At 32.2% G+C, this 12784-nt stretch carries 9 protein-coding genes; 6 read left to right on the forward strand and 3 right to left on the reverse strand.

Annotated features, from left to right (window positions below):
* Nucleotides 1–17 precede the first annotated feature (17 nt).
* Genes PF022_RS03035 through PF022_RS03045 form a run of 3 tightly spaced genes read right to left on the reverse strand, consistent with a single transcriptional unit; the run spans nucleotide 18 to nucleotide 6826 of the window.
* Nucleotides 18–2024, reverse strand: a complete 2007-nt coding sequence (locus PF022_RS03035; protein WP_271022742.1) for a dynamin family protein — start codon at nucleotides 2022–2024, stop codon at nucleotides 18–20.
* A gap of 3 nt (nucleotides 2025–2027) precedes the next feature.
* Nucleotides 2028–4307 carry a dynamin family protein gene (locus PF022_RS03040; protein WP_271022743.1) on the reverse strand — a complete coding sequence of 760 codons (2280 nt, stop codon included), beginning with the start codon at nucleotides 4305–4307 and terminating at the stop codon, nucleotides 2028–2030.
* Nucleotides 4308–4363: 56 nt separating this feature from the next.
* On the reverse strand, nucleotides 4364–6826 hold the full coding sequence (locus PF022_RS03045) for a hypothetical protein (protein ID WP_442908572.1): 2463 nt from the start codon (nucleotides 6824–6826) through the stop codon (nucleotides 4364–4366).
* Nucleotides 6827–6928: 102 nt separating this feature from the next.
* Between PF022_RS03045 and PF022_RS03050 the strand changes: the two genes are divergently transcribed.
* The 6 genes from PF022_RS03050 to pstB all read left to right on the forward strand — a co-directional run bounded on the left by PF022_RS03050 (nucleotide 6929) and on the right by pstB (nucleotide 12776).
* Nucleotides 6929–7804, forward strand: a complete 876-nt coding sequence (locus tag PF022_RS03050; protein ID WP_271022746.1) for a fumarylacetoacetate hydrolase family protein — start codon at nucleotides 6929–6931, stop codon at nucleotides 7802–7804.
* 127 nt (nucleotides 7805–7931) lie between these two features.
* Nucleotides 7932–9398, forward strand: coding sequence for a flagellin B (locus PF022_RS03055; RefSeq protein WP_271022747.1), 1467 nt, complete (start codon nucleotides 7932–7934; stop codon nucleotides 9396–9398).
* A 115-nt stretch (nucleotides 9399–9513) separates the two neighbouring features.
* Complete coding sequence (locus PF022_RS03060) at nucleotides 9514–10344, forward strand: substrate-binding domain-containing protein (RefSeq protein ID WP_271022748.1); 831 nt, start codon at nucleotides 9514–9516, stop codon at nucleotides 10342–10344.
* The gene (pstC, locus tag PF022_RS03065; RefSeq protein WP_271022750.1) at nucleotides 10344–11192 is read left to right on the forward strand and encodes a phosphate ABC transporter permease subunit PstC; all 849 of its coding nucleotides are present in this window, start codon (nucleotides 10344–10346) and stop codon (nucleotides 11190–11192) included. The genes PF022_RS03060 and pstC overlap by 1 nt, the downstream gene beginning before the upstream one ends.
* Nucleotides 11189–12016 carry a phosphate ABC transporter permease PstA gene (gene pstA, locus PF022_RS03070; protein ID WP_271020467.1) on the forward strand — a complete coding sequence of 276 codons (828 nt, stop codon included), beginning with the start codon at nucleotides 11189–11191 and terminating at the stop codon, nucleotides 12014–12016. Before pstC ends, pstA begins: the two co-directional genes overlap by 4 nt.
* Nucleotide 12017: 1 nt before the next feature.
* A complete protein-coding gene (pstB, locus tag PF022_RS03075; protein WP_271020468.1) occupies nucleotides 12018–12776 on the forward strand; it encodes a phosphate ABC transporter ATP-binding protein PstB in 759 nt (252 codons plus the stop codon).
* Nucleotides 12777–12784: the final 8 nt, after the last annotated feature.

Raw genomic sequence — 12784 nt, forward strand, 5'->3', positions numbered from 1 at the left:
GTTTAATTTTGCATATATTAAAGCAACTTTAGTTCCATATTTTGAAATTCCCTAATTTCCTTAAGATTCCCCTTTATTGTATCTATTTGTTTGTTTATATTTTCTTTATTAACGCTAATTATTTGCATATTTTGTTTTGTTATTACTTCAAGCTGTGATATAAATTTTGAATTTGTTTTTTTAAGCAGATTCATAGGTCCAAATAGTCTAGCTTGAAATTGTTCAAAACAGAATCCTTCATTAAGTGTATCTCTTATATTTTCTAATGTCGGAGTAAATAGTGCAAACTCACTTTGGTTTTCTTTGTGCTTATCTATCGAGTTTGTTATTTTTAAGTCTATTTTATTTAGGCTTAGAGTTATTATGTTGTTGTAGTTTATTGATATAAAATTACTAAGAAATGTTAGCTCACTATTTAGATATGAGATTATTTCCAAGTCGTTTTTGAAGTATGGCGTTAGTAGATTTTTATAATATGCCATGCTAAATTCTTCTAAATCTTTTAGTGTTTTATTGTCTTTTGCTATTGCGTATATTTCTTGTCTTTTTATTTCATTATTTTTCCATTGTTCTATATTTTTTTGAAGCTCTTTAGAATAATTGTTTATGCTTTTAGAAAATAACTCACAGAAATTTTTAATTTGCAAACTTAGCGATTTGAAGTTTTTATAAAGTTGGGAATCCTCATTTGTTAGAGTGATTTGTAATTGTTCTTTTGGAAGGATTGTTACTTCTTTGATTTGTATTTGTATTTTATTTGAGATTATTCCTTTTTGTATTGTTTGTATTTCTATATTTTTGGTTGTTAGTGAGTTGTATATCTTTTGTGCTAGTAGGTCTAAGAGTGCATCAAGCCCTATGTATAAGTCATTAAATATTTTTTGTTCTTTTTCTTGTGTGATATTTATGTTTTCTTTTGTGTTTTGCATGTGTTCTTTTAGTATTTTTTCTAAATTTATATAGCACATTTTTAACTTGTGATATTGCAAGTTTAATAGCACATGCATTTCTTTGAATTTCTTTATAGCGCTATATTCTTTTGATATGCTTGCCTTTGGCTTTATATAAGTATCTAAGAAGTCGAAAATTAGGGGCATTCCTGATTGCTCCATTAGGTTTTCATTGTCTTGTAGTTTCTTTAGTGCTTCATTTATTTTTGTTTCTTCTTGGGTTAGAAGTTCTCTTATTTGTTCTATTGATTCTTGTGTTGGATTTATTGTTTGAATCTTTTGTGTCATCGTAATTAGTGATGTTTGATAGATTTTTGTATCGCTATTAAGCCTTGCGTCAAGTGCCATTTTTGCTGATATTGGAATTATTTTTTTAAAAATATCTCCAAATGTGCCAATTGCATACTCTACGCTAGTGTCTATATCTTTTTGTGAATGCAGTCTGTCTTTTTGGTTTAGGACACACAGGCTTTTTTGTGCATAATTTTTTATTGTATTTTTTAGTAATATTTTTTCGCTATTTTTACCAGCATTGTCAATTAGGGTTAGCCAAATTATCCCATCTATATTTTCTAAAATCTTGCTTGTAGTTTGTGTGTCATCTATATTTTGTGAGTTAAATCCGGGTGTATCAAGGAAGTTTATTTCTTTTAAAAACAAAATTGGTGCATATAAACAAAAGTGATCGATTTCTTTGCTTTCTTCTCTTGTTTGTTTTTGCAAGAAATCAACATGTTGTAATACTTTTCTACCATCTTTATATATTACTTCTAGTATGTATTCTTCTCCATAGCATATTTTGCATACTTTAGATGTAATTGGTGTTATTCCTGTTGGGAGTATCTTTTGCCCTAAAAGAGAGTTCAAAAATGTGCTTTTGCCACTTGAGAATTGTCCTATGATTGCTATTTGCATTGGTTCTTTACTTTTGTTTTGTAGGCTGTTTATGAAGCTTAAAGAATAGTCATTTGTATCTAGGTTGTTAGATAGATTCATTATTAGTTTTTGAGTTGGTGATTTTTCTTTAAGTTTATTTAGTATTTCGTTGCATTCTTGTATGTATTGTTCTAGCATATTTCACTCTTTTGTAGTGTATTGTTGTAGTGTTGTGCATAGCTTTAGTGCGTCTTTTATGCACTTTTGTGAAGAATCTATCTTAATCATTCTTTGTTCTTTTTCTTGGTTGTTATTGTGGCTATTTTGTATTATTTTTTGTAGTGTTCTTTGTTTTTCTTCTTCATCTTTTTTATGTGTGTTTATTATGTTTTCTAGTGCTTGTGTGAAGTCTTGCGTGATTTTAGATTCAAAGTTTTTGCTCTGCTTAATAATTTCATCTTCAAAGCTTAAAAATCCACTATCAAAGCACCTACCAAGCTCTATAAACATCGAATCTTTGCTATTTTTATTGTGCTTTTTTGTGATTTTTTGTATTTCGTTTAGAAGTTGTATTTTGCATTTTGTAATTAGATTTTTATCCAAGTTTATATTGCTACTTTCATTGATGGCTATTTCAGAGAATGAGAGTTTTATTTGATCTATTTTTTTACTTAATTCTTTTTTGCTATCTCTTAGAATGTCAATTAAAAAATCACTAAGTCCAAGTTCTAAGATTCTATCTAGTCTATTATTTTGTATTGTTTGGTTTTTCTCCATATCGTATAGTATATCATCGTAGATTCTTTTTGTTAGTATGGTTTTTGCATTTTTTAGTTTTTGGTTTAGCGAGTTTTTTGCACTTTGTAAGAATGTCTCTAGTTCTTCTTTGGCGTTTTTAAGCTTTAGTTGCAGGGCATTTATTTCTTCGGTTTTTTGAGTTGCTTGGGATTTTATTATTTCTATTTCTTCTTGTATTTTTGATTCTGAAGCAAAGAGTAGCTTGGATTCTAAGTTTAGATTTTCTTGTAGTTTTAACAATATTTTTTCAAATTGTCTTAGAGCTATAAATATTATATCTTTGGCTTTTGTGCTGTTGCTTCCTAGCAGTGTTGAGTTAAGATAGTCTTCTAGTGCTTGTAGATTCGAATCTTTTAGTGTATATCCCTTTTCTTGTGCTTTTTTTGGATTTGTATTGCAAAGTAGTGCAGGATAACTTGCTAGATATATAAAGTCAAGTCTCTCTATCATTAGCATAGCTTTTGTATGTGGTATTTTGTCTAAGAGTTGTTTTTGTATGCTACTTTTTGTGTATGCAAAGGCTAAGTCTAGTTCCCTTTTTTCTAATAAGTCAGCATGTGTTAGGATAATTAAGATTCTAGATATATTTGTGTTTTCTAGCACATAAATAATAAAGTCAATATCAAGTTGTGTAGCACTTTGGGAGGCATTCATCGCATATAGCAATAAATCACATTGCTTAATGTATTCTTTTGTGATTATTTCTCTTTGGATTATTGGATCATCAAGTCCGGGCGTGTCTATTAGTTCTACATTATTTTTTAGAATCTCTAGTGGTGTGTATAGCGTTGTTTGTTTGACTAGATTGCATAATTTATCACTTGTATTTGCTGAAGTGTAGTTTTTTAGCTCATCTATTTTTACTTCTATTGTTTTTGTTGTATCTTGTATGTAGCTTTGTATTTTTTCTTTAAAAGATTCTGTATCTAGTAGCTCTAGTGTTTCATTGCTTATTGTTTTTTGCAGTTCTTTGAATTCTTGTGTATTCCAAAATGTTATTTCTGCTTTTTTATTATCGCTATACCTTAGGATAGTTAGACTTGCAGTCTCTGGGATTGTGCTACTGCCTAGTACTTCTTCTTTTAGTAGAGCATTTATTAGTGTGCTTTTTCCTGCACTTAAAATTCCTGCTATACCGATTTTAAAATGTTGATTTTTGGCTTTGTTGATTATTTCTATAAAATCATTCTTTGTTATATCATTTACTTCACATTTATTTTGTATCGTGTCTATTTGCTCTTTTATAAGCTCTAAAGATTCATCAAAAAAATTTACAAATTTTATTGTGCTTTCTTTTATGTCCTGTGTTTGTTGTAGTTTGTGTAGTTTTATTTTTTCTAAGAGTCGTATTAGTGTATCATGTCGTTTATTTGACAATAAATTATTGTTTTTTAGGGTTAGTAGATTGTTTATTACTTCTTCTATTAGTTTAATATCTATAGAGTCTTTTTGTAAGTCTAGCAAGATTCCATATTGCATTTGCTCTATTAATTTGTAGTTTAGCTCACCTTTTAGGTATTTGTTAGAAATATCACTTATTGTGTTTGTCTCCCAAAATATATTAAATGAATCTACATCTAAACTTAAAATAATAGATGCAAGATTAGAAGCATTGCTAGAATCTAAGATTTTTAAGTTATGCAATGGAAAAACATCGCCAAAAAATTCCTTCAAACTATCCATGATTATTACCCAAACTAAAGATTTATTAATTTATCCAAAATAAATTTTATATTTGCTTATTCTCTTAAGAATCCATATTCATAAATCTTTGGTTCTAGTTTTTTAGCTAGGGTGTTTAGGGATTCTGTAAGGGTGGCAATTAGGGATTTGTAGTGAGGATCTTCTGCTTTGCTTGGTGGATTCATCGCTCCTTTTGCATTCCTTCCTTGAAAAAACTCTTTGATGTCATAGAGTGAGGCATTTACATTATAAGGCTTAGCTCTAAAGTCTTGTGCGTGATAGTAAGCATAGACTTCTCTTCCTGCTTCAAAAACTACCTTTGCTTCATGGCTAAACTCTAGCTTTTCGCTCATGTTAGATTCTGTAAATAAGCTGTTTGTATCATCTAGCTTTATTTTGCCATTTATAAACTCTGTCATAAAGTTACTCTCAAACGCACTTTTTGCCCCTACTTCTTTTTCTGTAAACGGGATAAAGTGATTTGTTTTTTTGGAACTAGAAACACGATTTTGTCCGTGAAAAAGTGTAAAAGTTAAACAATCGCTTTGAAATTCTTGATCTTCTTCCCATAAAGAATTTGGAGAACTGTATTCATCCCGATCATTTATCCAAGTTGCCTCTATTGCATGACGGACTGCAAAATAAACACTCATCTGTATCAAGTTATTTTTTGTAATGCTTCCAACCATTGCCTTATTGCGATAAGTGTCTTTTGCGATTGAGTCAATGAAAGTGTTATTATTGCTTTGAATACTTGCGCCAACAAGAATAATTTCCGCCAAAATCTCTTCTGATTTATCATAAAAGGTTCTTCTCCAATCTGAAATAGATTTATGTGTTTTGTCAGGAGTGATAAAGCTGCGAATCCCCAAAAAATGATTATCTTTGGTATAGATAGAAACTTCAATTTTTTCACTAGATTTTTTTGTATTTAACTTCCAGATCATAAAACCAATGGGAAAAATTCCATCAACATTATCAAATGTATAGGCTGGAACCATAAAGCCATTCAGATACTTGATTTTAAAAAAATCTCTAAATCTTTTAAATTTCTTTGATAACAAAAATTTAAAAGTGGAAAATTCAGCCAAAATACAATCACTTATTTCAACATAAATCCTAATAAAGAATTGTGCAAAAAGCTCACTCATTGCTTCTGCACCCACTAATGATTGATATTTTTCAAAAACTATTGTTTTATTTGCAACACTATCCTTACCTCCCTCTCCATAGGAACTCGCTTCTGCATAAGGCGGATTGATATAGATTACAAGCTTTTGCCTCTCTTTCTCATCTTTGAGAATCTCTTGGAGTTTTTTAGGGAGTTTAGATTCTGCAAGGACATTACCCTTTTTATCTATTTTGTCAAAAAACTCATCATTCAAAAAATCAAACTGAAAGATATGATTTTCAAAGAGATTTGCTCCATTTTTGATCCTCTCTTTGATCACATTCACATCAGCTTGATCGAGCGTGGAGCAAAAGACATTTCTAGGATTGCTTAGTCCTGTGAGTAGATTTCCCGTCCCTCCTGCACAATCCCATACATAATATTCCTCTTGCCAATCCTCTCCAAGAGCTTTAGCAAGATATTCTTGAGATTTTTGCACCCAGATTTTGGGAGTGAAAAACGCTCCTTTACGCTCTCTAACATCTTGAGCGACTAGCAGATCTCTCCTTTGTGTGATGTATTCCCAAAACTCCTCTCTTGGAGGGCGTTTATACACACTCCAAAAAATTTGATGGGCTTTTTGGTTGTCTTTGAAATTGGCTATTTCATTGCTCTCTGTGCCAAGTAATGTGAGTTTTTTGTTGAACTCATAATGTGAGCCTTTGAGGATGGCATAGAGCTTGTCTGCGATTGTTGTATTTTCGTTAGAGAGTAAATCAGCTAGATAAAAATCCGCATCCAAGATCCCCACTTCTTTGGCTCTCTCCCAGTCAATGTTAATGCTATTTCTTACCACTTCTACCCATTTGAAATACACGCTGACAAAGTTATTTTTGTCTATCTCGTATTTATTGATTTCATCGGTAGTGAGGTTTTGGGTGATGAAGTTTATAAGTTCTTTACTTTGGTTTTCATAGGAGAATAGAATTATCTCGTTTTTTAATGTTAGCTTTAGACTTTCTAGGAGGGTTTGGAATTGCTCTGTTTTGTGATTGCTTGGGGTGATACTCCAATTGATGTCATTTTGATAAAAAACCTCTTGGATACACGAAAAGGGTAGAAATGCAAACTTCTCTGCGTCAAATGCACCTAAGAATTTTGGGGTTTGCTGTGTGTTGTAGCGATATTTTCCGATAGTGAGAATAAGCTGGATAAATGACTTATATATACAAGAGTCTTTGCCATTTTTTGCCTCTGCCCATAGCAGATTGATTTCACCTAAGATTCCGAGATTTTGTGTGATGGTAAAGTCAATCTTGTCCCCGAAATAATTGAAATCTTCAAAATACAAATCTTTTATCTTGCTTTTTAATTTTTCTTCTGTAAGATTTGAAAGATTCATTACCACTCCAAAGCACTGATTTTATACATTGAAGTTAATTTATCCAAAATAGATTTTATATTTGCTTTAAGAATGATATATTAATGGGTATAACTTTAAGGGGTGATTATGAAGTTTGTAAGCTACAAATATCAAAGTAAAGTGTATTGCGGAATCTTAGTAGATGATATGTGCTATTCTTTTTGTGATTTTCTTTTAGAATTTACAACCATGAATGAGTTTTTGCAAAATTATTCACAAGAGGTTCTAGTTAGACTAAAGAGTGGTTCAAACAAGGCAGGGATTAGTATAGATAGTGTAGAGATTCTCTCTCCAATTATCTCTCCATTGCAAGATGTCCTATGTGTTGGGGTAAATTATTTAGAACACGCAAAAGAATCTGCAACTTTTAAAGGAGAGAAATTTGAGACAAGAGACTATCCTGTGTATTTTTCAAAGCGTGTAGATGAGATGGTATCTCCATTTGGTGAGATTCCTCTTAATTGCGATATTACAAATATGCTTGATTATGAAGTGGAATTAGGCGTTATTTTATGCAAGGATATTTATAAACCAAGCAGAGATGAGGTTTTAGATAGTATTTTTGGCTATACGATTATTAATGATATTTCTGCTAGGGATTTACAAAAGAGATATAAGCAATTTTATTTTGGCAAAAGTCTAAAAGGTAGTTGTGTTATGGGACCTTGTATCGTTAGTAAGGATGAATTTAATAATGAGATTCCGTCTTTGGATATACAATGCTATGTAAATGGTGAGCTAAGGCAAAATAGTAATACAAGAAATATGATTTTTAAAATAGATTTCATGCTTTATGAGCTATCACATGCTATGAAGCTAAAGAGTGGGACAATATTATCAACTGGCACACCAAGCGGGGTTGGTATGGGATTTAATCCGCCAAGATTTCTAAAAGGTGGTGATTTAGTAGAGTGCAAAATAGAAAAAATAGGAAGTTTGAAAAATTTTGTATCAAGTATATAAAGTTTTAAAAAATATATCCGATATAATCACATAACCACACAAGAAGGTTGTAAAACTTAACTTGTAAGGTTAAATTTAAAATATGCTAAGCCAAGGAAGGTAAGGCACAAATAAAAAGGAGTTTAAAATGGCTTTCCAAGTCAATACCAATGTTAATGCGTTAAACGCACATGCTCAAAGCACATTCACACAAACAAACCTAGCAAATTCTTTGCAAAAGTTAAGTTCAGGTTTAAGAATTAACTCTGCTAAAGATGACGCTTCAGGTATGGCTATTGCTGATAGTTTGAGATCTCAAGCAAATGCTCTAGGTCAAGCAATCAGAAATGGTAATGATGGTATGGGTATTATCCAAATTGCAGATAAGGCAATGGATGAGCAAATAAAGATTCTAGATACAATTAAGACTAAGGCTACTCAAGCAGCTCAAGACGGTCAAACAACTCAAACTAGAATTGCAATCCAAGCGGATATCAATAGGCTAATTGAATCGCTAGATAACATCGCTGGTACAACATCATACAATGGTCTTAACCTACTAGCTGGTGGATTTACAAACAAAGAATTTCAAGTTGGTGCTTATTCTAATCAAACAATTAGAGCAAGTATTGGTGCTACAAGTTCTGATAAAATTGGACATGTTAGAAGTGAGACTATAAAATTTAGCCAAACTGGAACAGAAAGTATGGTTTTCCAGCAAGCTAAAGGCGGAAAAGATGTAGCTTTAGAGTCAGTTATTATCTCTACATCTGCTGGAACAGGTTTGGGTGCATTAGCAGAGGTAATTAATAAAAACTCTGATAACTTAGGTGGAATTCGAGCTGAAGCTAAGGTTCAAGTTCAAGGTGGTGCTATTGGTGGTGGTGATATTACTTCACTTACTATTAATGGTGTTAAAATTGGTGATATTAAAGAAATTTCTGGTGCTGATAGAGATGGAAGACTTGTTCAAGCTATCAATGCTAAGAAAGAAGAAACAGGTGTTGAAGCATCAATTGCTGAAGATGGATCATTGGTTCTAAGATCTACAGATGGCAGAGCTATAAATATAACTGGTGGAAATGTATCTGCTGCTGGTATCCAAGCTGGATTGACTGTTGGTTCTCTAACACTTACTAGATTAGGTTCAAATGATATCAATTATACTGCTACAAACGCTGCAGTTTCTGGTGCCGCTGAAGCTACAACTACATTAAGAGATTCAAAAGGAATCTTCGATGCTAATGTAAAATCAGCTATCGGTGCAAATGTGGGTATAAATAGTGCAAACGCATCATATGGTGGAGATCTAGGTGCTGGTGTTACAACTTTAAATGGAGCAATGTTAATGATGGATATCGCAGAATCAGCTATTAAGCAATTAGACCAAATTAGATCAGACTTAGGTTCTGTTCAACAACAAATGCAATCAACAATCAACAATATTACAATCACTCAAGTGAATGTAAAATCTGCTGAATCTGGAATTAGAGAAGTGGATTTCGCTCAAGAGTCAGCTAATTTCTCTAACCTAAACATTCTAGCTCAAGCTGGTAGCTATGCAATGAGTCAGTCAAATGCTGCACAGCAAAATATCTTAAGATTACTTCAGTAGTCTTTTTGGCCTCCTTTGGAGGTCATATCTTCTTTTACTCAAACTTTACAAATCTGCTTTTTAAACTTTACAATTTTTTTCTATACTTCATAGACTTAAATTTTTAGGAGTTCTTATGAAGAAAATACTTTTAAGTTTTGTTTCTTTGTCATTGTGTGCAAGTGCATTAATGGCAGAAAATATATATCCTATTTCAAGAGAAATGGGTTCAGGAACTAGAGGGGCTTTTGTAGAAATATTTGAAGTTCATAGAGAAGTAAAGGGTAAGAAAATTGATGCAACTTCAAAAAGTGCAGAGGTTACAAACTCAACAGGAGTAATGATAACAAGTGTATCAAACTCTAAAAATTCAATAGGCTATATTTCTCTTGGATCTTTAAATGATAAAGTAAAGGCAGTAAGTATAGATGGTAAAGTACCAAGTGTAGAAAACATACAAAATAAAAGCTATGTTATTTCACGACCATTCCATATTGTAACTAAGGGTGATAGGAATCCACTTTTGAGTGATTTTATTTCCTACATACTATCAACTGACGCAAAGGCTGTTGTAGAAAAAGCTGGATATATTTCTAATGCAAGTGCTCCATATACAGGAAATAAACCAAGTGGCAAGGTAGTAATAGCAGGCTCAAGCTCTGTAACGCCTCTAATGGAGAAACTAAAAGAATCTTATGCAAAGATTAATCCAAATGCAACAATAGAGATTCAGCAATCAGATTCTACAACAGGGGTGAATTCTGTGGTTGAAGGAATTGCTGATTTAGGAATGGTATCAAGAGAAATAAAAGAAAGCGAATCTAAAAAAGGAATTAGTTATGAGATTTTAGCTATTGATGGTTTGGCAATTATTGTAAATAAAGAAAATCCTATCTCTTCTTTGAGTAAAGAGCAAGTTAGAGATATATTTTTGGGAAATATTACTACTTGGGATAAAGTTAAGTAATGTATTTTAAAGAGATTTTTTTTAAAGGTATTTTTGCCTTTTGTGCCATAGTATCCACATTAGCATTAGCAATGATATGTATATTTTTGTTTGCTAATGCTATTCCTACACTTTTTTCTATTGGTGTTTTGGAATTTATATTTGGGTTTGATTGGTATCCTCTAGATGAAATATTTGGTATTTTTCCTATGATTATAGGCAGTATTTATGTTACTGCATTAGCTATTTTTATAGGTGTGCCTTTGGGAGTTTTGAGTGCGGTTTATCTTTCTCAATTCTGCCCAAAAAGTTTGTCTAAATTTATAATTCCTACAGTTGAGCTATTAGGTGCTATACCTAGTGTTGTGTATGGGTTTTTTGGGCTTGTTGTTATTGTGCCATTCTTAGCAGATGTATTTAGTGGGGTATCTGGTAAGAGTATTTTGGCAGCTTCCTTAGTGCTATCAATAATGATATTGCCAACTATAATTTTAGTGTCAAAAGCTGCTATAGATTCAGTGCCTAAGAGTTATTGCGAAGGTGCATTAGCATTAGGTGCAACAAAAGAGAGAAGCGTATTCTTTGTAACTTTAAAAGCAGCAAAAAGTGGAATCTTATCTTCTGTGATTTTAGGTGTGGGGCGTGCCATTGGTGAGGCAATGGCCGTAATAATGGTAGCAGGCAATCAAGTGCAATTACCGCATAGCGTCTTAGATGGGGTAAGAACGCTAACTACAAACATTGTTCTTGAGATGGGCTATGCCACTGATTTACACAAAGAAGTGCTGATTGTAAATGCAGTTACTTTATTTGTATTTATTTTGCTTATAAATGCTGGTTTTGGTCTTTTAAGCAAGGATAGACGATGAACGAATTAAGAACTGATCTTGTATCACTTATTTTATCATTAGCAATGAAGTTTTCAATGGCTACGGTGCTTTTAGTGTTTTTATTGCTTATTGGATTTATTTTTTATAATGGTTTGGCTTATATTTCTTGGGATTTGTTTGCGTGGGAATATAATAGCGAGAATGTATCAATGATGCCTGCTATTATTAATACTTTGCATATGATTGTTATTGCATTGTCTATTTCACTTCCTTTAGGGCTTTTTGGTGCGATATTTTTGAGTGAATATGGAAATAAAAGGAGTAAAATATTAGCAGTAGTTAGAATAGGTTCTGATGCATTAGTGGGGATTCCAAGTATTGTATATGGATTATTTGGATATTTAGCATTTGTTATTTATTTTGGCTTTAAGACTAGTATTATTGCTGGGGCTTTAACTTTGGCAATTATGATTTTACCACTTATATTAAGAAGCTCTGAAGAAGCATTAAGGGCAATACCTATGAGCTTTAGAGAAGCAAGTTTTGCACTTGGAGCTGGGAAGCTTAGGACGATTTTTGCTATTGTGGTTCCTGCTGCTATTCCGGGTATTTTAGCTGGAGTTATTCTTAGTATTGGCAGGATAGTTGGTGAGAGTGCTGCATTGCTATACACATCAGGCAGTGTTGCTAAGGTGGCATCAGCTATGGATTCTGGTAGAACTTTAAGTGTGCATATGTATGCGATATCTAGCGAAGGATTGCATGTAAATGAAGCATATAGCACGGCTATGGTGTTAATTATAATCGTATTTTTTATAAATTTGCTATCAAATTTCATAGCAAAAAAACTAACTAAGGCTTAATATGGATAAGAAATATTGTTTCAGCATTAAAGATATGAATCTTTATTATGGTAAGTTTCATGCATTGAAAAATATAAATATGCAGATTCTAAAAGGCAAGGTAACAGCCTTTATAGGTCCTAGTGGTTGTGGCAAATCCACATTTATAAAGACTTTAAATAGAATGAATGATTTGGTTGATAATTGTGTTGTTCAAGGTAAAATTTCTTATTGTGGTAAAAATATTTATAAAGATTGTAATGTAATTACTTTAAGAAAAAAGGTCGGAATGGTATTTCAAAAACCAAACCCATTTCCTATGAGTGTGTATGACAATATTGCCTTTGGACCTAGAACGCATGGCATTAAAGACAAAAGCAAATTAGATGATATTGTGGAGAAATCATTAAAAGATGCTGCTTTGTGGGACGACTTAAAAGATAGGTTAAAAGAAAGTGCATTAGGGCTTAGTGGGGGGCAACAACAAAGGCTGTGTATCGCAAGAACTCTAGCTATAAAACCACAAGTAATATTAATGGACGAGCCTACAAGCGCCTTAGATCCTATATCTACTCTAAAAATCGAAGAGTTAATTACTAGATTAAAAAAAGACTACACTATAATAATAGTTACACACAATATGCAACAAGCTGCGAGAATCTCTGATAAAACAGCATTTTTTTGGCTTGGTGAAGTTGTGGAATATGATGATACGGATAAAATATTTAATAAACCAAAATTCAAAAAAACACAAGATTATGTAAATGGAAGATTTGGATAAAGGAAGCT

The sequence above is a fragment of the Helicobacter sp. WB40 genome (genome assembly GCF_027859275.1).
Taxonomy (GTDB): domain Bacteria; phylum Campylobacterota; class Campylobacteria; order Campylobacterales; family Helicobacteraceae; genus Helicobacter_D; species Helicobacter_D ibis.

Bases quoted from the DNA above. Each gene is read 5' to 3' on its own strand.
- PF022_RS03050 (WP_271022746.1), top strand. From the start codon at position 6,929: ATGAAGTTTGTAAGCTACAAATATCAAAGTAAAGTGTATTGCGGAATC.
- PF022_RS03060 (WP_271022748.1), top strand. From the start codon at position 9,514: ATGAAGAAAATACTTTTAAGTTTTGTTTCTTTGTCATTGTGTGCAAGT.
- PF022_RS03035 (WP_271022742.1), bottom strand. From the start codon at position 2,024: ATGCTAGAACAATACATACAAGAATGCAACGAAATACTAAATAAACTT.
- pstA (WP_271020467.1), top strand. From the start codon at position 11,189: ATGAACGAATTAAGAACTGATCTTGTATCACTTATTTTATCATTAGCA.
- pstB (WP_271020468.1), top strand. From the start codon at position 12,018: ATGGATAAGAAATATTGTTTCAGCATTAAAGATATGAATCTTTATTAT.
- PF022_RS03040 (WP_271022743.1), bottom strand. From the start codon at position 4,307: ATGGATAGTTTGAAGGAATTTTTTGGCGATGTTTTTCCATTGCATAAC.
- PF022_RS03055 (WP_271022747.1), top strand. From the start codon at position 7,932: ATGGCTTTCCAAGTCAATACCAATGTTAATGCGTTAAACGCACATGCT.
- pstC (WP_271022750.1), top strand. From the start codon at position 10,344: ATGTATTTTAAAGAGATTTTTTTTAAAGGTATTTTTGCCTTTTGTGCC.